This is a genomic window from Morganella morganii (assembly GCF_019243775.1).
Taxonomy (GTDB): domain Bacteria; phylum Pseudomonadota; class Gammaproteobacteria; order Enterobacterales; family Enterobacteriaceae; genus Morganella; species Morganella morganii.
In genome coordinates this window covers 3,698,447-3,723,037 of the sequence record NZ_CP069157.1, presented here as the reverse complement: position 1 = coordinate 3,723,037, position 24,591 = coordinate 3,698,447, and the positions used below count along the sequence as shown (strand labels likewise).

At 54.3% G+C, this 24,591-nt stretch carries 20 protein-coding genes and 1 pseudogene; 9 read left to right on the top strand and 12 right to left on the bottom strand.

The genetic code is table 11. The annotated features are described in order from the left end of the window. Positions 1 to 24: 24 nt before the first annotated feature. The 7 genes from rraA to priA form a co-directional block, all read right to left on the bottom strand. Entirely contained in the window at positions 25 to 558 is a 534-nt protein-coding gene (gene rraA, locus JL661_RS17760) for a ribonuclease E activity regulator RraA (protein WP_004236610.1), read from the bottom strand. A 127-nt stretch (positions 559 to 685) separates the two neighbouring features. Next, positions 686 to 1,615 carry a 1,4-dihydroxy-2-naphthoate polyprenyltransferase gene (locus JL661_RS17755; RefSeq protein WP_004236609.1) on the bottom strand — a complete coding sequence of 310 codons (930 nt, stop codon included), beginning with the start codon at positions 1,613 to 1,615 and terminating at the stop codon, positions 686 to 688. Positions 1,616 to 1,728: 113 nt separating this feature from the next. Beyond that, the gene (gene hslU / locus JL661_RS17750; protein ID WP_004236608.1) at positions 1,729 to 3,063 is read right to left on the bottom strand and encodes an ATP-dependent protease ATPase subunit HslU; all 1,335 of its coding nucleotides are present in this window, start codon (positions 3,061 to 3,063) and stop codon (positions 1,729 to 1,731) included. A gap of 11 nt (positions 3,064 to 3,074) precedes the next feature. Further along, a complete protein-coding gene (gene hslV / locus JL661_RS17745; RefSeq protein WP_015422392.1) occupies positions 3,075 to 3,605 on the bottom strand; it encodes an ATP-dependent protease subunit HslV in 531 nt (176 codons plus the stop codon). 100 nt (positions 3,606 to 3,705) lie between these two features. After that, complete coding sequence (ftsN, locus tag JL661_RS17740) at positions 3,706 to 4,512, bottom strand: cell division protein FtsN (RefSeq protein ID WP_032098016.1); 807 nt, start codon at positions 4,510 to 4,512, stop codon at positions 3,706 to 3,708. A 77-nt stretch (positions 4,513 to 4,589) separates the two neighbouring features. After that, the gene (gene cytR, locus JL661_RS17735) at positions 4,590 to 5,618 is read right to left on the bottom strand and encodes a DNA-binding transcriptional regulator CytR (RefSeq protein WP_004236605.1); all 1,029 of its coding nucleotides are present in this window, start codon (positions 5,616 to 5,618) and stop codon (positions 4,590 to 4,592) included. Positions 5,619 to 5,869: 251 nt separating this feature from the next. Then, positions 5,870 to 8,071, bottom strand: a complete 2,202-nt coding sequence (gene priA / locus JL661_RS17730; protein WP_036417504.1) for a primosomal protein N' — start codon at positions 8,069 to 8,071, stop codon at positions 5,870 to 5,872. 303 nt (positions 8,072 to 8,374) lie between these two features. Between priA and rpmE the strand changes: the two genes are divergently transcribed. Beyond that, complete coding sequence (gene rpmE / locus JL661_RS17725) at positions 8,375 to 8,590, top strand: 50S ribosomal protein L31 (RefSeq protein WP_015422394.1); 216 nt, start codon at positions 8,375 to 8,377, stop codon at positions 8,588 to 8,590. A gap of 120 nt (positions 8,591 to 8,710) precedes the next feature. On the opposite strand, the gene metJ is transcribed toward rpmE, so the two are convergent. After that, positions 8,711 to 9,028: a met regulon transcriptional regulator MetJ gene (gene metJ / locus JL661_RS17720; RefSeq protein WP_004236602.1), complete on the bottom strand. Its 318-nt coding sequence runs from the start codon at positions 9,026 to 9,028 to the stop codon at positions 8,711 to 8,713. A 183-nt stretch (positions 9,029 to 9,211) separates the two neighbouring features. Between metJ and metB the strand changes: the two genes are divergently transcribed. The 3 genes from metB to ppc all read left to right on the top strand — a co-directional run bounded on the left by metB (position 9,212) and on the right by ppc (position 16,171). Then, positions 9,212 to 10,372 carry a cystathionine gamma-synthase gene (gene metB / locus JL661_RS17715; RefSeq protein WP_004236601.1) on the top strand — a complete coding sequence of 387 codons (1,161 nt, stop codon included), beginning with the start codon at positions 9,212 to 9,214 and terminating at the stop codon, positions 10,370 to 10,372. 8 nt (positions 10,373 to 10,380) lie between these two features. Then, on the top strand, positions 10,381 to 12,819 hold the full coding sequence (locus tag JL661_RS17710; RefSeq protein ID WP_015422395.1) for a bifunctional aspartate kinase/homoserine dehydrogenase II: 2,439 nt from the start codon (positions 10,381 to 10,383) through the stop codon (positions 12,817 to 12,819). A gap of 718 nt (positions 12,820 to 13,537) precedes the next feature. Beyond that, positions 13,538 to 16,171, top strand: a complete 2,634-nt coding sequence (gene ppc, locus JL661_RS17705) for a phosphoenolpyruvate carboxylase (RefSeq protein WP_004240786.1) — start codon at positions 13,538 to 13,540, stop codon at positions 16,169 to 16,171. A gap of 91 nt (positions 16,172 to 16,262) precedes the next feature. Here the strand turns inward: ppc and JL661_RS17700 are convergent, their stop codons facing one another. After that, on the bottom strand, positions 16,263 to 16,658 hold the full coding sequence (locus tag JL661_RS17700; RefSeq protein ID WP_125460931.1) for a hypothetical protein: 396 nt from the start codon (positions 16,656 to 16,658) through the stop codon (positions 16,263 to 16,265). Positions 16,659 to 16,862: 204 nt separating this feature from the next. Here JL661_RS17700 and JL661_RS17695 point away from each other — a divergent pair, with 204 nt between their 5' ends. Then, positions 16,863 to 17,198 carry a carboxymuconolactone decarboxylase family protein gene (locus JL661_RS17695; protein WP_004236597.1) on the top strand — a complete coding sequence of 112 codons (336 nt, stop codon included), beginning with the start codon at positions 16,863 to 16,865 and terminating at the stop codon, positions 17,196 to 17,198. Positions 17,199 to 17,272: 74 nt separating this feature from the next. Here JL661_RS17695 and metF read toward each other — a convergent pair whose 3' ends face one another. Both metF and argE read right to left on the bottom strand, forming a co-directional pair. Beyond that, the gene (gene metF / locus JL661_RS17690) at positions 17,273 to 18,172 is read right to left on the bottom strand and encodes a methylenetetrahydrofolate reductase (RefSeq protein ID WP_004236596.1); all 900 of its coding nucleotides are present in this window, start codon (positions 18,170 to 18,172) and stop codon (positions 17,273 to 17,275) included. A 197-nt stretch (positions 18,173 to 18,369) separates the two neighbouring features. After that, positions 18,370 to 19,530: an acetylornithine deacetylase gene (argE, locus tag JL661_RS17685; RefSeq protein WP_004240780.1), complete on the bottom strand. Its 1,161-nt coding sequence runs from the start codon at positions 19,528 to 19,530 to the stop codon at positions 18,370 to 18,372. Between the two features lie 97 nt (positions 19,531 to 19,627). On the opposite strand from argE, the gene argC reads away from it, so the two are divergent. The 4 genes from argC to argH all read left to right on the top strand — a co-directional run bounded on the left by argC (position 19,628) and on the right by argH (position 24,204). Further along, positions 19,628 to 20,638: an N-acetyl-gamma-glutamyl-phosphate reductase gene (gene argC / locus JL661_RS17680; RefSeq protein WP_062773256.1), complete on the top strand. Its 1,011-nt coding sequence runs from the start codon at positions 19,628 to 19,630 to the stop codon at positions 20,636 to 20,638. A 42-nt stretch (positions 20,639 to 20,680) separates the two neighbouring features. Then, positions 20,681 to 21,454, top strand: a complete 774-nt coding sequence (gene argB, locus JL661_RS17675) for an acetylglutamate kinase (RefSeq protein ID WP_004236593.1) — start codon at positions 20,681 to 20,683, stop codon at positions 21,452 to 21,454. A gap of 69 nt (positions 21,455 to 21,523) precedes the next feature. After that, complete coding sequence (locus JL661_RS17670) at positions 21,524 to 22,747, top strand: argininosuccinate synthase (RefSeq protein WP_004240778.1); 1,224 nt, start codon at positions 21,524 to 21,526, stop codon at positions 22,745 to 22,747. A 77-nt stretch (positions 22,748 to 22,824) separates the two neighbouring features. Then, positions 22,825 to 24,204, top strand: coding sequence for an argininosuccinate lyase (argH, locus tag JL661_RS17665; RefSeq protein ID WP_032098014.1), 1,380 nt, complete (start codon positions 22,825 to 22,827; stop codon positions 24,202 to 24,204). On the opposite strand, the pseudogene JL661_RS17660 reads toward argH, so the two are convergent. Next, a pseudogene (locus tag JL661_RS17660) lies at positions 24,170 to 24,370 on the bottom strand (helix-turn-helix domain-containing protein); the annotation flags it as partial. The gene argH and the pseudogene JL661_RS17660 sit on opposite strands and share 35 nt — an antisense overlap. Positions 24,371 to 24,591 lie beyond the last annotated feature (221 nt).

The following is a 24,591-nucleotide window of genomic DNA, read 5'->3' as shown; positions in this document are numbered from 1 at the left end:
TGTTGTCTGTGTATCTTATGAGGATTACGCTTCGGTCAGCTCATCTTCATCATCATCATTTTCTTCCGGAAGCGTCAGCGGGATATCTGACAGGATAATCCCGGTGTTATCCGCATACAGATAATCGCCGGAGAAGAAGGTCACACCGCCGAAATTCACGCGGATGTCACTGTCACCGATACCTTCTGAACCACAGCCTGCCGGAATTGCGGCCATCGCCTGGATACCGATATCCATTTCAGCCAGATCATCCACCTGACGCACCGCGCCGTACACCACAATACCTTCCCAGCCGTTCTGCACAGCCAGTGCCGCGAGTTCCGCGTCAACCAGTGCACGACGGACAGATCCGCCCCCGTCAACGAGGAGAATACGGCCCTCTCCCTCTTCTTCCAGGAGATCAAAGAGCAGTCCGTTATCTTCAAAGCATTTTACGGTGGTGATTTGCCCCGCAAACGATGAACAACCCCCGAAGTTGGAAAACAGGGGTTCAACGACATTCACATTTTCCTGGTAAATGTCACAAAGCTCGGAGGTGTCGAAGGTATCATTTTTCATAGGATTTTACGTCTGGTTGCTGCCGGATACAGTCAGTATAGCCCCTTCACACGGTTGTTTGCAAAATCAACAGCGGCCGCTTTCCGATCTGAATCAAGAAAGCGGCAGATTTCGGCGTAAATTCTGGTTACAGACGCTGGCAGATAAGTCCTGCGGAAAACAGGATATTGACCAGAAGTGCGGCTTTCACCATCTGTTCCAGCAGCGGGCGCATTCCGGTGGCGGTCATATCCCCCAGCACGCGTCTGATATGCATAAACAGTACCGGTGCAGAGAGCAGGAACAGCCAGCTGTACCAGCCGTGCAGATAGAGAAGGGTAAAGAGCACCAGGCACAGGAATGCCACGGTAATCACGGTGGCATGGTAATAGCGGGATTTCAGCGGGCCGAGGCGGACGGCCAGGGTGTTTTTCCCGGCCAGGATATCATTTTCGATATCGCGCATATTATTGATATTCAGCACTGCAACAGACAGCAGTCCGCAGGCGGTCGCCGGCAGAATGGTCAGCGGACTGAAAAAACCGGCCTGCAGGTAATAGGTGCCTATCACACTCAGCCAGCCGAAAAAGATCAGAACAGAAATATCACCCAGTCCGAGGTAGCCGTAGGGTTTTTTCCCGACTGTATAGGTGATTGCGGCGATAATCGCGGCCACACCTAACCCCAGGAAGCCGATAATATCTTCCGGTTTCTCACAGGCGACAATAATCAGGGCCAGCCCGGACAGACAGGCGAGGGTGACGGTCAGAATCAGCGCCTTTTTCATCTGAGCGGCGGTGATAACACCTTTCTGCATACCGCGCAGCGGCCCGAGGCGTGCTTCGGTATCGGTGCCTTTTACCGCATCGCCGTAGTCATTGGCCAGATTCGACAAAATCTGCAGAATGCCGGTGGTGATAAGGGCGAGCAGGGCAACAGGGAATTTAAAGTGGCCGGTCCAGTAAGCCAGAGCGGAACCGGTAATAATCGCGATCACCCCGAGAGGTAATGTTTTGGGCCGCAGGCTTTCCAGCCAGGCTTGGGTACGGCTGATGGCCGGTGAAGGGGTGACTGACATTGAAACTCGCTTACTTTTCAGAATGAAATAATAACGACAAAAATAATAACGCAGACTGCCGGGCAGATTATACCCGTACAGTCTGAATACTATTATGTCTGATTATTATCAAATTACAGAATAAAGCGACTTAAATCTTCATCAGCCACGAGCTGATCCAGATGATCTTTCACATATTCCGCATTGATCTCAATGGATTGACCCTGTTTTTCACTGGCATCGTAGGAAATTTCTTCCATTAATCGTTCCAGCACCGTATGTAAACGACGGGCACCGATATTTTCGGTGGTTTCGTTGACCTGCCATGCAGATTCAGCAATTTTACGGATGCCGTCGGCTGTAAAGGTGATATCCACACCTTCGGTGGCCATCAGTGCTTTGTACTGAACGGTCAGTGAGGCGTTAGGTTCGGTCAGAATGCGCTCGAAATCTTCCGTGGTCAGTGCCTGTAATTCCACACGGATAGGCAGACGGCCCTGTAATTCCGGGATCAGGTCAGACGGGCTGGAAACCTGGAACGCACCGGAGGCGATAAACAGGATGTGGTCGGTTTTGACCATGCCGTGCTTGGTGGAGACAGTACAGCCTTCAATCAGCGGCAGCAGGTCACGCTGAACCCCTTCGCGGGACACATCCGGCCCGGAGGACTGGCCGCCGCGCTTACAGATTTTATCGAACTCATCGATAAACACGATACCGTGCTGTTCAACCGCTTCAATGGCCTGCTCTTTCAGCTCTTCCGGATTGACCAGTTTGGCGGCTTCTTCCTCAACCAGCAGTTTGAAAGCTTCTTTGATCTTCATTTTGCGTGGTTTTTGTTTCTGTCCGGCCAGGTTCTGGAACATGGACTGTAACTGGCTGGTCATCTCTTCCATGCCCGGAGGTGCCATGATTTCCACACCCATCGGCGCAGCAGAGACTTCAATTTCAATGTCTTTGTCATCCAGCTGACCTTCGCGCAGTTTTTTGCGGAATGCCTGGCGGGCAGCTGACGGCTCTGCCTGGGTGTCAGTCTGGCCCCAGTTATTTTTTGCCGGCGGGATCAGCACATCGAGAATGCGTTCTTCGGCCATTTCCTCAGCACGGAAACGGTTTTTCTCGATAGACTGCAGGCGCACCATTTTCACGGCGGAATCAGTCAGATCGCGGATAATGGAATCCACTTCTTTACCGACATAACCCACTTCGGTGAATTTAGTGGCTTCGACTTTGATAAACGGCGCATTGGCCAGTTTGGCGAGACGGCGGGCAATTTCGGTTTTACCGACACCGGTCGGGCCGATCATCAGAATATTTTTCGGGGTGACCTCGTGACGCAGCTCCTCATTGAGCTGCATACGGCGCCAGCGGTTACGCAGCGCGATGGCAACAGCACGTTTGGCTTTATCCTGGCCGATAATATGGTTATCGAGTTCGCTGACAATTTCGCGTGGAGTCATTTCGGACATAACGTCGATCCTTATGCTTTTGAAGGTAATTCTTCAAAATTCAGATTGTGGTTGGTGTAGATACAGATATCACCGGCAATAGTCAGTGCGCGCTCCGCGATTTCACGGGCACTCAGATCGGTGGTTTCCAGCATGGCGCGGGCTGCTGCCTGGGCGTACGGGCCGCCGGAACCAATGGCAATCAGATCATTTTCAGGCTGAACGACATCCCCCTGGCCGGTGATAATCAGCGATGCGGTTTCATCGGCAACGGCCAGCAGGGCTTCCAGTTTGCGCAGCATGCGGTCGGTACGCCAGTCTTTGGCGAGCTCAACGGCGGCTTTTGTCAGGTGTCCCTGATGGAGTTCAAGTTTGCGTTCAAACAGTTCGAAGAGAGTAAAGGCATCCGCGGTGCCGCCGGCGAAACCGGCAATGACTTTGTCGTGATAGAGGCGGCGGACTTTGCGGACATTACCTTTCATGACGGTATTACCCATTGTCGCCTGCCCATCACCACCAATTACGACCTGGCCATTACGGCGAACACTTACGATTGTTGTCATGAGTCAGCCCCTGGTTGTGCTAAAGGATGGAGAGAGGCCGCCGGGTATATTCCCGGCGGCACAGAATTAACTAGAGATATGGGGGGAGGGCTGAAGGATTTCAACCCCCGGCGGAGCGAAGAATACAATTTGTTACGCCGGCATCAGCGGCACGGCTTTTCACCGATTGCGCGGCAGATTTCTCATACGGGCCGAGCATCACACGATACCAGCCGCCGCCCTGGGACACCCGGCTTTCGATACCGGAGAAGGCGAGACCGGCGCGGACTTCTTCTGCCTGACCACTCTCACGGAATGATCCGCACTGGATTAACCAGCGCTCAGGCGCAGCCTGTGGTTTTTCCTGCACCGGTTTTGGTTTCTCAGCCGGTTTTTCGGCCGGCTGCGGTGCCGGACGGGTTTCCGGCTGCATACGCAGCTGCGGATCCTGGCCGGTAACCACGACCTGAGAGCGCGGAACTGCACCGTTTGCCGGGACTTCCTGCAACTGAACCGGTGCCTGCTGCATATCAGACTGCATCTGCTCCAGCAGCTGCCGCTGTTCCTGGGTCAGTTTGGCATTCGGATCAATGCGGTTGGCCGGTGCCTGCGGGTTGGAGTAATACTGCTCCGGTACCCCTGCTTCACGGTTTTCCAGCTCTTTGATATAACGCCAGCGCTCCTCCGGGATCGGCGGGAGACCGTTACCGGTACTCTGCTGATGCGCAGGCGGAATGATGCTGTCAGAAGCGGTCTGACTTTTTTTGTTATGGACCAGATAGAACAGGCCGCCGACAAAAACGACCACCAGTGCCACGGCGATCACCAATGTGGTGAACGGCAGGCCTTTCGCCTGACTTTTCTTCCGTGATTTACTTTTTTTACGCGGCGCAGAGCGTCCGCGTCCCACATAATCTCGTTGTGCCACTGTTTCAATTCACTAATGAGTCGGTTAAGGGAACATATTATTCAGCGTTACATGTTACTTAACCTTATGGTTTTTGCCTAGCTTTTAGGCGCGCAGGCACTTTCTCTGATGATTAAATCAGAATCCAGCAGGCGCGAACCTTTTGCCACGGTGTGTCCCTGCAACTGTTCCAGCAGCAGTAAGAAAGACTGACGGCCGATTTCATAACGGGGCTGTGCGATAGTCGTCAGGGTCGGCGAACAGTATTGTGCAGCCGGTAAATCATCGAAACCGACAACCGAGAGATCCTGCGGCAGTGTCAGCCCCTGTTTTCTGGCCGCCCAGAGAACGCCGATCGCCATAATATCGTTGTGGCAGAAAATCGCGGTCGGTGGTTCCGGCAGTGCCAGCAGCTGTGCGGCACATTCCGCGCCGCTCTCGTGGGTGAAATCCCCGCGCACCAGATACTCGTCCCGTACCGGCATTCCCATACGGCGCATGGCCTGAATATACCCTTCGACACGGTACTGACACAACGGCAGCTCTTCCGGCCCGGAAATACAGGCGATGCGGGTGTGTCCGAGCGACTGTAAATAATGGGTGGCATTAAAGGCGGCGGTCAGGTTATCAATATTCACCGTCGGCAGCTCCAGCTCCGGGGCAAATTCGTTGGCCATCACCATCGGCGGGAAGTGGCGCTGTTCATCATGGCGGCTGTCAAACGGCACATCGGAGCCGAGCAGCACCATGCCGTCAATTTGTTTGGTGACAATCAGATTCACAAAGGTGTGTTCCGGCTTGTGCTGATAACGGCAGTCACCGATCAGAACCAGATAGCCGTGTTTGGCGGCAATTTCCTCAATGCCGACAATAATATCGGTAAAAAACGGATCGCCGATATCCGGCACAATCACCAGAATGGTACGGGATTCATTACGTTTCATCCCCCGGGACAGATTGTGCGGGTAATACCCCACTTCCAGGACAGCATTTTCCACTTTCTGCCGTGTCTGCACAGACACTTTCTCCGGATTCATCAGTGTCCGCGACACGGTCGCGGTTGAGACGCCTGCGGCTCTGGCGACATCTTTCATTGTCGCGCCGGTATCGTTGCGGCGTGGTTCCATCATTAATTCCTTTGGTTACCCTGTAAGTGTATCGATTGCGCGGTTTTTGTGATCATTATGGTCCGCTGTACTTTTCACATGCCTGTGAAAAACCGCCTGAGCTTCTTAAGTGAAATTCAGACGGTTTATTAATCGTTCTATTAACGGCTATTCTAAGCCCTTTGTAAAATTAATCTGTTACCTGGTTTGCATAAAACTGTGAGTTATCTCAATTTTTTGAGACAGCGCGCACTTTCCGTGAGACGTCAGTCTCAGCCATCAGTCGGATCGACATCCACATTCCAGCGGACTTTCCGGCTTTCCGGCATCTGCTGAATATACGGAATGGCCTGCGCGACAATTTTCTGCAGCTGACTGCGGGACGGATGCTGTAACAGCAACTGCCAGCGGAAACGTCCGCCGCGTTTGGCCTGGATAGCAGGCAGCGGCCCCATCAGCCAGAAATGCTCATCCCGCAGCGGGTGGGATTCGAACAGCTGACGTACCGTCTGCAGGAATGCATTCGCCCGCTGGTTATTCTGATCTTCGGCACGGATCATCACCTGGCTGGTGTAAGGCGGCAGACAAACACTCTGCCGCTCATTCAGCGCCTGTGCGGCAAAGGCGGCATAGCCTTTTTCCAGCAGCACGGTCAGCAGCGGATGCTCCGGATGGTGAGTCTGTAAAATGACCTCACCGCGTTTCCCGGCGCGACCCGCCCGGCCGGAGACCTGGGTGTAGAGCTGTGCAAAGCGCTCCGCCGCGCGGAAATCACCGGAGAACAGCGCGCCGTCGACATCCAGCAGTGCCACAAGGGTGACATCCGGGAAGTGATGCCCTTTGGCCAGCATCTGAGTGCCGATCAGGATGCGTGCGCCACCCTGATGCACATCCGCCAGATGCTGCTCCAGCTCGCCTTTGCGGCTGGTGGTATCGCGATCCAGCCGCGTGACCGGAACATCCGGGAACAGCGGGGTGATGCTCTCCTCCAGCTGTTCGGTGCCCAGCCCGACCGGCACCAGCTGTGTGGAGCCGCACTGCGGGCACTGTTTCGGTACCGGGCGCTGGCTGTCACACTGATGGCAGCGCAGCATGCGGTGGTTCTGGTGCAGAGTATAAAAATGGTCGCAGCGCGGGCATTCCGCTATCCAGCCGCACTCGTGGCACAGCATTGCCGGAGCAAAGCCGCGCCGGTTGAGGAACAGAATAACCTGATTATCTGCGGCCAGATGGTGGCGGATGCGTTTGATCAGCGGTTGTGACAGCCCGGAGGTCAGCGGCAGCCCTTTCAGGTCGAGCAGATGCTGGTCGGCAAGCTGTGCATTTCCCGCCCGCTGTGTCAGCGGCAGGACTTTGTATTTTTTCTGCCGGACGTTAAACAGGGTTTCCAGTGACGGGGTCGCCGTTCCCATCACAATCGGGATATCATTTTTCTTGGCGCGGAATACGGCCAGATCGCGGGCGTGATAACGCCAGCCGTCCTGCTGTTTATAGGAGCCGTCGTGCTCCTCATCGATAATAATGATGCCGAGAGAGGTAAACGGCGTGAACAGCGCGGAGCGGGTACCGATAACAATGGCGGTCTCCCCGCGCTTTGCCCGCAGCCAGACAGCCAGCCGTTCGCTGTCATTCATGCCGGAATGGAGAATATCCACCGGTGCCTGAAAACGGGCGCGGAAACGGGCGATGGTCTGGGGGGTCAGGCCGATTTCCGGCACCAGTACCAGGGCCTGGCGGCCTTCAGCCAGCACATTTTCCAGCACACTGAGATACACCTCGGTTTTCCCGGAGCCGGTGACGCCGTCCAGCAGCCAGGGAGAAAACTGATGCTGCTCTGCGCGGATCGCCCCCACAGCGGTGGCCTGCTCGGTATTGAGTTTCAGGCGTTCGCCGGTGACGGCAAATCCCGGCTGCCAGGGTTTGCTCTCCGGCTGCACATCGTTCAGGGTGATCAGGTTTTTCTTTTTCAGTCCCTGCAATGCACTGTCGCTGAGTTCATATTCCGCAGTCTGATGGCGGTAAACCGGCTGACGGCGCAGACAGGCCAGTGCCTGCTGCTGTTTCGGGGAGCGTTTGAGGGTATGGATATCAATCTCACGCCCTTCCGGCGTCACTTCCCAGCACCACAGCGGTGCAAAGGCGGCCTCTTTGCCCTGACGCAGCAAAATCGGCATGGCATGAAACAGCACTTCCCCTAACGGATAGTGATAATACTGCGCCGCCCAGTTCAGCAGCGGCCACAGATCCCCGGGAAACAGCGTGTCATCATCCGGGCAGGCAATGACCGGCTTGAGTTTCTCCGGGCTGAAGGTGCTGGTTTCCGCCAGTTCAGCCACAATGCCGACTGCCTGTTTCTGTCGTCCGAACGGCACAATCACCCGTGCCCCCGGTACCGGGCGGGGCATATCATCAGGCAGTAAATAGTCAAATGTTTGTGTCAGAGGTACTGGTAATATCACCCGGACGACTGTCATTATAATGTCCATCATCGGCAGAGCGCCGGCGTGTAAAAAATACACAGCGGCGGAAAAGGCGCAAAAGTGTCTGAATAATCACCGGATTTCAGTTTTTCCCCGGTAAAAACAGGGAAATTATCCGCAAAACAGGATCCAGAATACCACGAAAAGACAGCGGATTTCATTGCATGGTTCAGGGAATTTCTGTATGATCCGCCGCCTTTGGTAATTAAAATACCACCGATAACTTATCATCAACACGACGTGTGGTGTCCGGCAAAAAGGCCCGGATAGCGACACGGCCTTAACCGAGGTTTTCCCATGAAAAAAGGTATTCATCCTAACTACGCAGAAATCACTGCAACCTGCTCTTGCGGCAACGTAATGAAAATTAACTCTACCGCAGGTCACAACCTGAACCTGGACGTGTGCGGCGAATGCCACCCGTTCTACACCGGTAAACAGCGTGACGTTGCAAGCGGCGGCCGTGTTGATCGCTTCAACAAACGCTTCAGCGTTCCTTCTGCGAAGAAATAATGGCACTGCGCGGCATGCCGCGCTCTGTTCCATAAAAAACGCCCTGAATGAAAATATTTCACAGGGCGTTTTTTTATGTCTGTTTCCGGGTTGAGAAGTCGTATAACACGCGGATAAAACTCAATATTCCCACGTATCCGGGTCGACCCCATGCTGGCGCATAATTTCTTTCGCCACTTCCGGGATTTCATCACTGCGTTCTTTGCGCAGATCATCATCATCGGGCAGTGGCTGTCCGGTAAAAGCATGCAGAAATGCTTCACATAACAGTTCGCTATTGGTGGCATGACGCAGGTTATTCACCTGGCGGCGCGTGCGCTCATCCGTTAAAATTTTAAGCACTTTCAACGGGATAGAAACTGTAATCTTCTTTACCTGCTCACTTTTTTTGCCATGCTCAGCATAAGGGCTGATATATTCGCCGTTCCATTCAGCCATGGATTACCTTGTTATCTTAGTCAGTTTGAGGAGGAGCCGGGCACAGAAAAGTACCTGACTGATATCGGTATTATCCCACTTGTATATATAACCGTAAAGCAGGATGGATGTCCAGACATATTGACGTCTAAATGAACCGCGGATATGCTGATAACTCGTTCAGTTACTGACAGGGAAAGAGGTATGGCACGCAAACCCGCGACAGCGGCAATTCATAACGGACTCAATGAAGAGACCCAATTCGGCTGTGTCATACCGCCGGTGTATCTCTCATCAACCTATAATTTTCCGGCCTTCAACAGCCCGCGTGAACATGATTATTCACGGCGCGGCAATCCCGGGCGGGATATCACCGGGCGCACGCTGGCGGAGCTGGAAGGCGGTGCCGGGGCGGTGGTGACCAGCAGCGGGATGTCTGCTCTGCATCTGCTGTTTACCGTGTTTTTATCACCCGGGGATGTGATTGTTGCCCCGCACGACTGCTACGGCGGCACTTACCGGCTGCTCGACAGTTGTCAGCAGCGCGGCCATTTTACCGTCCGCTTTGCGGATATGAATGATGAGGCGTCACTCAGTGCCGCGCTGGCGGAGAAACCGAAGCTGGTGCTGATTGAAACGCCGGGTAACCCGCTGCTGCGTATCACGGATATCGCGGCAGTCAGTGAGAAGGCGCATCAGGCCGGAGCACTGGTGGCGGCGGATAACACGTTTCTCAGCCCGGTATTACAGCAGCCGCTGGCACTGGGCGCGGATTTTGTTATTCATTCCTGTACCAAATACCTGAACGGGCATTCCGATGTGGTCGCCGGTGTGGTGATCGCCGCAGATGCGGAACATTGTGAAACTCTGGCGTGGTGGGCGAATAATATCGGTGTGACGCTGGGGGCGTTTGACAGCTATCTGCTGCTGCGCGGTATCCGCACCCTGATCCCGAGGATCACCTTACAGGAAAAAAATGCCCGTACTCTGGCGGATTATCTGGTGCGCCAGCCGCTGGTGAAAAAAGTGTATTATCCGGGACTGGCGACGCATCCCGGGCATGAACTGGCCGCAAAGCAGCAGAAAGGATTCGGCGCAATGCTCAGTTTTGACATTAATGGTGATGAAGCTGCAATTTCCCGCTTTTTATCTCACCTGTCTCTCTTTACACTAGCAGAGTCATTGGGCGGGGTGGAAACGCTGATTTCCCATGCCGCGACCATGACACACGCGGGAATGCCGGAGCAGGCACGGCATGCAGCGGGAATTTCAGACAGCTTATTACGTATTTCTGCGGGGATTGAGGACAGCAGTGATTTGATTGCTGATCTGGATCGCGCATTTCAGTCAGTGACTAAGGGGTAAGGGTAATCATGAGTGCGTTGGCGATTGATGAATCAGTAAAAGGGCGTCAGTTACATAAATTCGGCGGCAGCAGCCTGGCAGATGCAAAATGTTATCTGCGGGTGGCGAATATTATGGCGAACTACAGTGAGCCGGATGACCTGATGGTCGTGTCTGCCGCCGGCAGCACCACCAACCAGCTGATTAACTGGGTCAAACTGAGTCAGAGTGATCGTGCTGCCGCAGAACAGGCGCGGCAGACCCTGCAACGCTATCAGACAACCCTTATCAGTGACTTACTGCCGGAAGTTCAGGCCAATGTCCTGATCTTTCAGTTTAATGATGATATTCAGCGCCTGGCGAAACTGCTGGAAAATCCGCTGAATGATGTGATTTACGCGGAAGTGACCGGCCACGGGGAAATCTGGTCTGCCCGTCTGATGGCTCAGGTACTTCAGGAGCAGGGTATGGCCGCACAGTGGCTGGATGCCCGGACATTCCTGTGTGCGGAGCGGGCGGCGCAGCCGGAAGTGGATACCGCGCGGTCGCAGCCGCTGCTTGCAGAACTGCTGGCGCTGCATCCGGGTAAACGTCTGGTGGTGACCGGGTTTATCTCCCGCAACGCTGCCGGGGAAACCGTGCTGCTCGGCCGTAACGGCAGTGACTATTCCGCCACCCAGGTCGGCGCGCTGGCCGGGGTGAAAAAAGTCACCATCTGGAGTGATGTCGCGGGGGTTTACAGCTCTGACCCGCGCAAAGTCAAAGATGCCTGTCTGCTGCCGCTGCTGCGTCTGGATGAAGCCAGTGAACTGGCACGTCTCGCCGCACCGGTACTGCATACCCGCACATTACAGCCGGTGTCCGTCAGTGATATCGATTTACAGCTGCGCTGCAGTTACCAGCCGGAACAGGGCTCGACAAAAATTGAGCGTGTGCTGGCATCCGGCACCGGGGCGAAGATCGTGACCAACCATGATGAGGTTTGTCTGATTGATATCCGCCTGCCGGCCGGGGATGACGCCAGAGCGCGTTATAAAAGTATTGATCTGCTGCTTAAACGCAGCCAGATCCGCCCGCTGGCGGTCGGCCTGCATAATGATGACAATCTTATTCAGCTCAGTTATACCGCCGAAGTGGCAGACAGCGCCCTGCATGTGCTGGAAAGCGCCGGACTGCCGGGCACACTGACACTGCGTGACGGCTTCTCGCTGGTGGCGCTGGTCGGGGCGGGGGTCTGTAAAAACCTCCTGCATTACCACCGTTTTTATCAGCAGCTCAAAGATCAGCCGGTGGAGTTTATCTGGCAGGCCGAGGACGGTATCAGTCTCGTGGCCATTCTGCGCACCCGTCAGACCGGGCATGTGATTCAGGGTCTGCACCAGAGCCTGTTCCGTGCGGAAAAGCAGATCGGCCTGATGGTGTTCGGCAAAGGCAATATCGGCAGCCGCTGGCTGGAACTGTTTGCGCGTGAGCAGAGTAATCTCTCTGCCCGCAGCGGGTTTGAATTTGTTCTCGCCGGGGTGGCGGACAGCGAAAGAGCGCTGCTCAGTTACGACGGGCTGGATCCGAGCCGCGCACTGGCTTTCTTCAATGAGGAAGCAGAGCCGATCGCCGATGAGGACACCCTGTATCTGTGGATGCGCAACCATCCGTTTGATGACCTGGTGATTATCGACCTGACTGCCAGTCAAACCCTGGCGGAAAGCTACGCCGATTTTGCCGCGTACGGTTTCCATGTCATCAGCGCCAACAAAATTGCCGGGGCGGCAAAAACCCGCGATTACCGCCAGATCCGCGATGCGTTCCGCAAAACCGGGCGTCACTGGCTGTACAACGCCACTGTCGGTGCGGGACTGCCGATCAACCATTGTGTGCGCGATCTGCATGAAAGCGGCGACAGCATTATTGCGATCAGCGGGATCTTCTCCGGCACACTCTCCTGGCTGTTCCTGCAATTTGACGGCACTGTGCCGTTCAGTGAGCTGGTGGAGCAGGCCTGGCAGCAGGGGCTGACCGAACCGGATCCGCGTATTGATTTATCCGGCCAGGATGTGATGCGCAAGCTGATTATCCTCGCCCGTGAAGCCGGGTATGAAATTGAGCCGGAAGATGTCCGTGTGGAATCCCTGGTGCCGGAAGCGGCACAGGAAGGCACACCGGATCACTTCTTCGAGAATGTCACTGCGCTGAATGAACAGATGGCCTGCCGCCTGGAAGCTGCCCGTGAAATGGGCATGGTGCTGCGCTACGTGGCCCGTTTTGATGCCAACGGCAAAGCGCGGGTCGGGGTGGAAGCGGTCCGGCCTGATCATCCGCTGGCCGCACTGCAGCCGGGGGATAATCTCTTTGCCGTGGAAAGCCGCTGGTACCGCGATAATCCGCTGGTGATCCGCGGGCCGGGTGCCGGTCGTGATGTCACCGCAGGGGCGATTCAGTCAGATTTAAACCGTCTGGCACAATTGCTGTAATTCATCGGATTCTGACTATCGCCGGGGTTAAATAGTCTTAAAAAGTCACTATACGGGACAAAAAATGACGATAACGGGAATTGTCTTATTACGTTTATAGTACAGGGTTGGTATAAATAGCGCATGGTGATGTTTCAAGATGGACATATAATCATTATGGATGATGGCTGTGACAGGATGTCATGGTAAGGATATGCACCGGACGTGCTTCTTCTGACAGGAAGCCAGGCTAAGGACAGAAACAATCCCGGCGGGATGCGATTAACGGATTTAATTGCATCCCGTTACTATTTTCACTTCCCGCTGTTTTTCTGCTGACGGTTTCCCGTTACACTTTCCTGCTGAATTTTTCCCCGCCGGACTGAGGATTTTCGCTCAGGCTGAATCGTTACTATTTTTGCCTTAATTCGCGATATCTGTCTGTGACGTTTGTTTTTCCCTTTCATTATGCTGGCGGGACGGATTTTTACCCGATAATCCGGCACCTGCCTGTGCGCAACATGATGGCGGCACGGTAATTAAATCTGATAAAGTCCTTTCAAAGCGCGTTTTTTTTGATATGAATATAGGGCAGAGATAAATGCAAGGGAACGGCGTCACAAAATAAGAATTAATCCGTCGTATGAAATCACTAAGATGTACAGGACAGAGAACTGCCGGCTGAAAGTTCCTCACCGGCGGTCATAGGATTCTGCCGTCAATAAGGGTCAGGGGTCGTATGAATCAACAATATTCCGCAATGCGCAGTAACGTCAGTATGCTCGGGAAACTACTCGGAGACACGATCAAAGAGGCCCAGGGTGAACATATTCTCGAGAAAGTAGAATCCATCCGTAAGTTATCCAAAGCGTCACAGGCCGGTAATGAAATTCAGCGGCAGAAGCTGCTGATGACACTGCAAAATCTATCCAATGAAGAACTGCTGCCGGTTGCCCGCGCATTTAACCAGTTCCTGAATTTAACCAACGTGGCGGAGCAGTATCACAGCATTTCGCCGCACGGTGAGGCGGCCAGTAATCCGGTTGCCCTGGCGGCGCTGTTTGATCAGCTGAAAGCCAAAAATTTTACCAATGAAGAGATGCGCAAGGCCGTGGATGAACTCTCCATTGAGCTGGTGCTGACCGCGCATCCGACCGAAATTGCCCGCCGTACCCTGATCCACAAACTGGTGGCGGTGAATACCTGCCTGGCACAGCTGGATCATGATGACCTGGCTGATTATGAGCACGATCGTATTATGCGCCGTCTGCGCCAACTGGTGGCACAGGCCTGGCATACTGATGAAATCCGCAAAGACCGTCCGACACCGCTTGATGAAGCTAAGTGGGGCTTTGCCGTGGTGGAAAACAGTCTGTGGGAAGGGGTTCCGGCGTTCCTGCGCGAGTTTAATGAGCAGCTCGAGGCATCACTGGATTACAACCTGTCCGTGGAAGCCACACCGATCCGCTTTACCTCATGGATGGGTGGTGACCGCGACGGTAACCCGAATGTCACGGCAGATATCACCCGGCGCGTGCTGACCCTCAGCCGCTGGAAGGCTGCTGATCTTTTCTATAATGATATTCAGGTGCTGGTCTCCGAGCTCTCCATGAGCGAATGCACGCCGGAGCTGCGTGAGCGCGTGGGTGAGGATGCCGCCGAGCCGTACCGCGTCATCACCAAACAGCTGCGCGCCCGTCTGAAAAGCACACTGGACTATCTGGAGCGCTGCCTGGCCGGTGAACCGGCTATCAAACCGGATAACCTGCTGACCGATAACGAAGAGTTATGGGAGCCGCTGTATCTCTGCTACCGCTCGCTGGTTGAGTGCGGCATGAAGATTATTGCCAACGGCCAACTGCTGGATACGCTGCGCCGTATCCGCTGCTTCGGTCTGCAGCTGGTGCGTATTGATGTGCGCCAGGAAAGTACCCGTCATACCGAAGCGCTGTCTGAACTGACACAGTATCTCGGCCTCGGGGATTACGCCGCCTGGCCGGAAGAGGAAAAACAGGAATTCCTGCTGCGTGAACTCCAGTCAAAACGTCCGCTGGTGCCGCAGAACTGGGAGTGCAGTAATGAAACCCGCGAAGTTTTTGATACCTGCCGGGTGATTGCCGAATCACCGGAAAATTCTGTCGCTTCCTATGTGATTTCGATGGCAAAAGTGCCGTCGGATGTTCTGGCGGTCAAACTGCTGCTCAAAGAATCCGGCAGCCCGGTCACATTGCCGGTCGCGCCGCTGTTTGAAACCCTCGATGACCTTAATAACGCAGAGAGTGTTATCACCCGCCTGCTGAGTATCGACTGGTACCGCAATCTGATTAATGACCGCCAGATGGTGATGATCGGTTACTCCGACTCTGCCAAAGACGCCGGGGTAATGGCGGCGTCCTGGGCACAATACCGCGCTCAGGATGCACTGATTAAAGTCTGCGCCCGTGAAGGCGTGACACTGACGCTGTTCCACGGACGCGGGGGCACCATCGGCCGCGGCGGTGCACCGGCACACGCCGCACTGCTCTCACAGCCGCCGGGAAGCCTGAAAGGCGGCCTGCGTGTGACAGAGCAGGGTGAGATGATCCGCTTTAAATTTGGTCTGCCGCAGGTCACTATCAGCAGCCTGGCGATGTACGCCAGCGCCAGCCTGGAAGCCAATCTGCTGCCGCCGCCGGAGCCGAAACCGGAGTGGGCCGCGATTATGGATCGCCTCTCTGATGTCTCCTGTGAGATGTACCGCGACTATGTCCGCGAACAGCCGGATTTTGTCCCGTATTTCCGCGCGGCCACGCCGGAGCAGGAGCTGGGTAAACTGCCGCTGGGATCCCGTCCGGCAAAACGCCGTCCGACCGGTGGTGTGGAAACGCTTCGTGCGATTCCGTGGATTTTTGCCTGGTCGCAAAACCGTCTGATGCTGCCGGCCTGGCTGGGTGCGGGGGCGGCACTGAAAACCGCCGTGGATGAAGGCAACCGGGCCATGCTGGAAGTGATGTATTACCAGTGGCCATTCTTCAGAACCCGCATCGGTATGCTGGAAATGGTATTTGCCAAAGTCGATTTATGGCTGGCGGAATACTATGACCAGCGCCTGGTGGAGCCGCGCCTGTGGCCGCTGGGGGCAAAACTGCGCGAACAGTTATCACAGGATATTAAGAGTGTCCTGATGATTTCCAAAGATGAGCAGTTAATGGCGGATCTGCCGTGGATTGCGGAATCTATCGCTCTGCGTAACGTGTACACCGACCCACTGAACGTCCTGCAGGCCGAACTGCTGCACCGCTCACGTGAATGCGATCAGTCAGATCCGCAGGTAGAGCAGGCCCTGATGGTGACTATTGCAGGCATTGCGGCAGGTATGCGTAATACCGGTTAATAACGTTATTTTTACAATCACTGACGGTCGCTGCCAACCCCTGCGGGTTGGCCGGCGGCCCCGGATGGCCGCAGTTGCGGCCATTTTTTATTCAGGGATGCAAATGTGTTCTCAGAAAATTGTAAGCATGCATACCGGGTTGTATCAATGAACCTGCTGTCTGGTTAGTGATGCCGCAAACTTTCGCTTTCAGAGGGCTTTGCGGGTGGAATACCCGGCTTTTTCCTGCATGACTGTTATTACCCGCCTGTACCGGTGAGATTTTTTTTGTGTATCCTTTAACCGGGCAACCTGTTTTATTAGCCAGCATCTGTGCATTCGAAATCGCGCCTCCTGCAGCCCCGTAGCAACTAACAAAATTAATTGGTGAATTTCCTGTGGCTTTAATTGTTTTTGCCAGATGATCTGCTGCTTTTTTGCCTGACATAACCTTGCCATTATCCAGCCGGACATTACATGGCGCACCATGTAACCGAATTTGAAGCATCAATTATTTCCTTATTATTCATGAGATAATTAAATATTTATCTTACCGTATATGCCATAAATTAATTGCAGAAAACGGCAGTTTGCCGGAGATATCTCAAAATAATGGCGGGAATATATGAATAATGATATTGAATAATCTGTAAATTTATATAATATTAAAATATATATTGTATGTAACTGTTACTCTCACTAAGGATCGGAAATGTCATATTACAAAGATGTCACTAAAGAAATCGCCGTAAACATGCAGGAACTGGGTAAATTTATCCCGGATGTTATGACCGCTTTCTCAGAGCTGGTCAGCAGCAGCTCGGCGGATGGTGTATTAGATAAAAAAACAAAAGAACTGATTTTTATCGCGGTTGCGGTGGCAAACCGTTGTGATGGTTGTATTGGTTTTCATACCAAAAAATTGGTTGATGCGGGGGTAACGGAGCAGGAGCTGGCGGAAGCACTGGGTGTGGCTGTTGCTATGGGTGGCGGTCCGTCTGTGATGTACGCGGCAAATACGATTAAGGCATTTAAAGAGTTCTCATAAACGCCTTACCTTTCGCTGTGACGGATGCTCACGATCCGGCGACATACTGATGTATGTGCCCGGATCGTGATAAATTATGCCACGCAGGCGGCCGGGCGGACACCCAGAGTATGGCAGATAGCGTAAGTCAGTTCCGCGCGGTTCAGGGTGTAAAAATGGAAATCTTTCACGCCTTCACGGCTGAGCAGTTTCACCATCTCCATTGCCACGGAAGCCCCGACCAGCTTGCGGGATTCCGGGTCATCATCCAGGCCTTCAAACATGGTGCCGAGCCAGCCCGGGATGCGGACGTTAGTCATTCCTGCAAAGCGCTGTAACTGTTTGAAGTTAGAGACCGGAAGAATGCCCGGCACAATCTCCACATCAATACCGGCCGCCGCACAGCGGTCACGGAAACGCAGATAGGTGCTGACATCAAAGAAAAACTGCGTGATAGCGCGGTCTGCACCGGCATCAATTTTCTTTTTCAGGTTAATCAGGTCTGACTGCGCACTGCGTGCTTCCGGATGCACTTCCGGGTAAGCGGCGACGGAAATATCAAAATCGGCGACCGATTTTAACAAACCGACCAGGTCAGCGGCATACATATCCGGTTTGCTGCTGCTGTCCGGCAGATCGCCGCGCAGCGCCACAATATGGCGGATACCGTTATCCCAGTAATCTCTGGCGATAGTTTTCAGCTCATCACGGGTGGCATCAATACAGGTCAGGTGCGGAACAGCAATCAGCCCGGTTTTCTCTTTGATACTTTTAATCACCGAATGGGTGCGGTCCCGCTCGCCGGAGTTCGCCCCGTAAGTGACGGAAACAAATTTCGGCTTCAGCACACTGAGACGTTCGATGGACTGCCACAGGGTTTTTTCCATTTCCGGTGTGCCCGGCGGAAAGAATTCAAAAGATACGGCCACACGACCGGCCAGTTCTGCCAGGTTCTGATTCAGTGCTTCGTGCTGGTCTATATGTAAAAAACTCATCGCTGCCCCCGCAGTTATCCGTCCGTGATTATTTGAATGTCTATACGTTTAGACGTCTGGATGTAGATTACGGGATGAACTGGTTAAACGTCAACCACTAATTGTCACAGTGCGGGTGAGGTTTTCTCACACGCTGTATGAAAGATTGTCATGATGAGGGGAAAAGCGCGGACAGACGGGCTGTCCGCTGAGAAGAATTATTCGGGGGTTTTACAGCAGAAATGGGTGACAAGCTGGGTCAGCAGTTCACGGGTCGGCTCAATAAAGCGGGTTTCGAGAAATTCATCCGGCTGATGCGCCTGTTCAATCGACCCGGGGCCGAGCACCAGGGTCGGGCACAGATCCTGAATAAACGGTGCTTCGGTGCAGTAATTCACCGTCTGCGCTTTTTCGCCGAGCAGGTTTTCAATCACACCGACCATTTTATGATCTGTCGGGCAGGCGTAACCCGGGATCGGCGCATGCAGCTCCTCAATCGCCAGCCGTCCCGGCCAGCGCTGCTTCACCGGCTCCAGCGTGGTATTGAGCATGTCGTCAATATCACTGAGAGTCATGCCCGGCAGCGGCCGGATATCCATATGCAATTCACAGCAGCCGCAGATACGGTTTGCCGCATCACCGCCGTGAATATGACCGAAATTCATGGTCGGATACGGAATGACAAACGCCGGGTTATTGAATTTTTCTTTCAGCTCGTTACGCAGTGACATCAGGTGCGTGATGGATTCATTCATCAGCTCAATCGCATTGACGCCGCGCTCCGGATCACTGGAATGACCGGACTGACCGGTAATGCGGATAGCATTGGAGAGGTGGCCTTTGTGCGCCCGCACCGGCTGTAACGACGTGGGTTCGCCGATAATGGCAAAGGACGGGCGGATAGCTGCATTGGCGGCAAAATAGCGCGCCCCGGCCATGGTGGTTTCTTCATCTGCGGTGGCGAGGATATAGAGCGGGTGCTGCAAATCCTTCACACTGATATCGCGCAGCGCGTCGAGGATAAAGGCGAAAAAGCCCTTCATATCCGCTGTTCCCAGCCCGTACAGCTTGTTGTTCTGCTCTGTCAGGGTGAAGGGATCTTTGCTCCAGCGGCCTTCATCAAACGGGACGGTATCGGTGTGGCCGCACAGCAGCAGACCGCCGTCGCCATCCCCGAGACTCGCGAGCAGATTGAACTTGCCGCGCGTTTCCGGAACGGGTTGCACCTCGACATCAAACCCCAGGGTTTCAAACCAGGTCGCCAGCAGATTGATAACAGTTTCATTGCTCTGATCAGATTCCGCTTCCGTGGAACTGATGGAAGGTGCCGCGATGAGCTGACGATAAATCTCAATAAATGCAGGTAATTTAATATTCACTGTTGACAGCCTTTAGTCATAATAGTATCAATATTCATGCAGTTTATGTGAATAAAAATACATTGTTTGTGTTTCAGGTACAAGGTGAAGATAACTTATGTTGAAAACGCTGATTATCGGTGCCAGCGGATATACCGGTGCAGAGCTCGCTGCTTATATCCAACGCCACCCGCAGACGGAACTGACCGGCCTGATGGTTTCTGCCAACAGTGCGGATGCCGGAAAATGCTTTTCGGATCTGCATCCGCAGTTCCGGGGCCTGGTGGATCTGCCGCTGGAGCCGCTGACAGACCCGGCCGCCGTTGCACAAAATACCGATGTGGTGTTCCTGGCAACCGCCCATGAGGTCAGCCATGACCTCGTGCCGGTTTTCCTTGCGGCGGGTTGCACGGTGTTTGATCTTTCAGGCGCTTACCGCGTTCAGCAGGATAATTTTTACCCACAATACTACGGATTTGAACACAAACATACCGCCTTATTGGCGCAGGCCGTGTACGGCCTGGCGGAATGGCAGCATGACAACATCCGTACCGCGCAACTGATTGCGGTGCCGGGCTGTTATCCGACGGTCTCCCAGCTGGCGCTGAAACCGCTGCTGGATAATGACCTGCTGGATCTGACCCAATGGCCGGTTATCAATGCCACCAGCGGCGTGAGCGGTGCGGGGCGTAAAGCCGCGCTGAATAACAGTTTTTGTGAGGTGAGTCTGCAACCCTACGGGCTGTTTACTCACCGGCATCAGCCGGAAATTGCCGCACATCTCGGCACTCCGGTAATTTTTACCCCGCATCTCGGCAACTTTAAACGCGGGATCCTGGCAACCATCACCTGCAGACTGAAAAGCGGCGTCACCGTAGAGCAGGTCAGCGCGGCCTATCACAAGGCCTATGACGATAAACCGCTGGTGCGGGTGTATGACCACGGCGTACCGGCACTGAATGCTGTTGTTGGTCAGCCGTTCTGCGACCTGGGCTTTGCCGTGCAGGGAGAGCATCTGATTGTCGCTGGTGCAGAGGATAACCTGCTCAAAGGGGCGGCTGCTCAGGCGGTTCAGTGCATGAATATTCGTTTTGGCTTTAATGAAACGCTGTCCCTGCTGCCACAGTAAGCAGACAGCCCGGCTCACTCTTTTATCTGACGGAAAACGGAAATGGAACCATTAGTCATCAAATTAGGCGGTGTGTTACTGGACAGCGAAGAAGCCCTCGGGCGTTTATTCACCGCACTGGCCGCATACCGGGCGTCAAATGACCGCCGCATTGTCATCGTTCACGGCGGCGGCTGCGTAGTGGATGAACTGATGGCGAAATTACAGTTACCGGTGGTGAAAAAGCAGGGGCTGCGGGTCACCCCGGCGGATCAGATAGACATTATCACCGGAGCGCTGGCGGGCAGTGCCAACAAAACACTGCTGGCGTGGGCGACCCGTTATCAGCTCAACGGTACCGGCTTGTGTCTCGGGGATGGTCAGAGTGTCAAAGTCACACCACTAAGTGACGAACTGGGCCATGTAGGTAAAGCGGCACCGGGCAACCCGGCTCTGCTGAATCTGTTACTGAACAACGGTTTTCTGCCGGTCATCAGTTCCATCGGCATCACGGAAGACGGACTGCTGATGAATGTGAATGCGGATCAGGCGGCTACCGCCATTGCGGAAACGCTGGGCGCAGATCTGGTCCTGCTGTCGGATGTCAGCGGCATCCTGGACGGCAAAGGGCAGAAAATCAAAGCACTCGATGGTGTACATGCACAGAAAATGATCGACGACGGCATTATCACCGACGGCATGATTGTGAAAGTGAACGCGGCGCTGGAAGCGGCGGCCACACTGGGGCGGCCGGTGGATATCGCCTCCTGGCGTCATGCGGATCAGCTGCATTTATTATTTGATGGCGAAGCCATCGGCACGCGGATTTCCGCGTAATCCGGATTATCAGCACATTGGCAGAATCACTCCGCAGCGGCGGATAACATTTACTGAAAGGACAGGGTTATGACAGAGGCAAAAAAAACAGGCATTAAAAAAATCGTACTGGCTTACTCCGGCGGTCTGGATACATCGGCGATTATTCCGTGGCTGAAAGAGCATTATGATAACTGCGAAGTGGTGGCATTTGTCGCCAATATCGGCCAGAGCGCGGAAGATCTCGACGGTGTCGAGCAGAAAGCACTGAACTCCGGGGCGTCTTCCTGCTATGTCGTCGATCTGCGTGAAGAATTTATCAAAGATTTTGTCTATCCGGTGCTGAAAAGCGGCGCACTGTATGAAGGTAAATATCTGCTCGGTACATCGATGGCGCGGCCGATTATCGCCAAAGCTCAGGTGGAGCTGGCACTGAAAGTCGGCGCGGATGCGCTGGCACACGGTGCGACCGGCAAAGGGAATGACCAGGTGCGTTTTGAGGGAACCTACACCGCCCTGGCGCCACAGCTGAAAGTCATTGCACCGTGGCGTGAGTGGGATCTGCGTTCCCGTGAGGCGCTGCTGGATTACCTGAAAGTCCGTAATATCCCGACCACCGCATCCCTGGAAAAAATCTACAGCCGTGATGAAAACGCGTGGCATATCTCTACCGAAGGCGGCGTGCTGGAAAGCCCGTGGAATCAGTCGAATGCGGATTGCTGGGTATGGACCGCAGATCCGCAGGAAGCCCCGGATCAGCCGGAGCTGGTCACTGTCACCATTAAGGCCGGTGAAGTCACCGGGGTGAACGGCAAAGCGCTGTCTCCGTATAACTGCCTGAATGCCCTGAATGAACTGGGTGCGAAACACGGTATCGGCCGGATTGATATTATTGAAAACCGGCTGGTGGGCATGAAATCCCGCGGTTGTTATGAAACCCCGGGGGGCACCATCATGATGGCGGCACTGCGCGGACTGGAAGAGATCATCCTCGACCGCGACAGCTTCAAATGGCGTCAGCAGATTGGCCTGGAAATGTCCTATGTGGTGTATGACGGCCGCTGGTTTGCCCCGCTGCGTAAATCCATTCAGGCAGCTGCGGATTCCCTGGCGGAAGAGGTCAGCGGTGAAGTGGTGCTGAAACTCTATAAAGGACAGGTCACGGCGATCCAGAAACAGTCCGCCAACAGCCTCTATTCCGAAGAGTTCGCCACTTTCGGCGAAGATGACGTGTATGACCACAGCCATGCGGGCGGCTTTATCCGCCTGTATTCACTCTCCTCGCGGATCCGTGCGCTGAAAGCGCAGAAATAACCGGCGGGAGACAGGGAGATTATGCACAGGGACGTGCATCAGACTGATTTATCATTAAAAACAGAAAGGGAAAAAGTATGGCACTGTGGGGCGGACGCTTCAGTCAGGAAGCAGATCAACGGTTCAAACAATTCAACGACTCGCTGAGATTCGACTATCGTCTGGCGGAGCAGGATATCACTGGCTCTGTGGCCTGGTCGAAAGCACTGGTGACGGTCAATGTGCTGACCGCACAGGAGCAGGCGGCGCTGGAGCAGGCACTGAATGAGCTGCTGGCGGAAGTGCAGGCCGATCCGCGTGCCATTCTGCGCAGTGATGCGGAAGATATCCACAGCTGGGTGGAAGGCAAACTGATCGGCAAAGTCGGCGATCTGGGGAAAAAACTCCACACCGGACGCAGCCGTAACGACCAGGTGGCGACGGATTTAAAACTGTGGTGCAAAGAGGCGGTCAGTCAGATCCTCGCGGCATTACAGGAATTACAGCAGGCGCTGGTGCTGACGGCGGAGCAGAATCAGGATGCGGTGATGCCGGGTTACACCCACTTACAGCGGGCGCAGCCGGTGACATTTGCTCACTGGTGCCTGGCGTACAGTGAAATGCTGGCGCGGGATGAAAGCCGTGTCCGCGATGCCCTGGCGCGTTTTGATTACAGCCCGCTCGGCTCGGGTGCGCTGGCCGGAACCGCGTATGCCATCGACCGGGAACAGCTGGCCGGCTGGCTGGGATTCGCCGGTGCAACCCGCAACAGCCTCGACAGTGTGTCTGATCGTGACCATGTACTGGAACTGCTCAGTGATGCGGCGATCAGCATGGTGCATCTCTCCCGCTTTGCTGAAGATATGATTTTCTTCAACAGCGGCGAAGCAGCGTTTATTGAATTATCTGACCGCGTCACCTCCGGCTCTTCCCTGATGCCGCAGAAAAAGAACCCGGATGCTCTCGAGCTTATCCGTGGCAAATGCGGCCGGGTGCAGGGCGCACTGACCGGTATGATGATGACCCTCAAAGGTCTGCCGCTCGCCTATAACAAGGATATGCAGGAAGACAAAGAAGGGCTGTTTGATGCACTCGACAGCTGGCTGGACTGCCTGCATATGGCGGCACTGGTGCTGGAAGGCATTCAGGTGAAACGTCCGCGCTGCGAGGAAGCGGCCAAACAGGGTTATGCCAACGCGACAGAACTGGCGGATTACCTGGTGGCAAAAGGCGTTCCGTTCCGCGAGGCGCATCATATTGTCGGTGAAGTGGTGGTCGGCGCGATAGCAAAAGGCGTGGCGCTGGAAGAAATGCCGCTGACAGAACTGCAGGAATTCAGCCCGGCGATTGCCCTGGATGTGTATGACATACTGTCACTTCAGTCCTGTCTGGAGAAACGCTGTGCGAAAGGCGGTGTTTCACCGGAGCAGGTGGCTGCGGCTATCAGTGAAGCCAAAATCCGGCTGAAACTGGTGTGACGTAATGTATTGTCCCCGGCTCACCCTCTTTTCCTGTGAGCCGGGGGTAATTATTGCCATCAGTATATTTTTGCCTATAACGCGAAAGCCGGATTCCGGCCGGTGATACCTTCAGGAAATCCGCAATAATCTTTTCGCCTTTCGGCCAGCGCCGGGTAAGGGCATTATGGGTTTTCCTGATGACCGTACCGGGCTCTGCTGTATTCTGACCATTAAGGTATCCTGCATTTCCTGCACACTGCTATCAGTGTTGCCGGTATTTCCCGATCCGGTCTGACAGTTATGCTTTCTTACCGGTAACGCTATGGATTTTCTGTCTGTTTCCGTCCTGTGATTTAAGCTCGACTAACAATGCAGTTGCGTTATGATAGTTATCAATTGATTTTA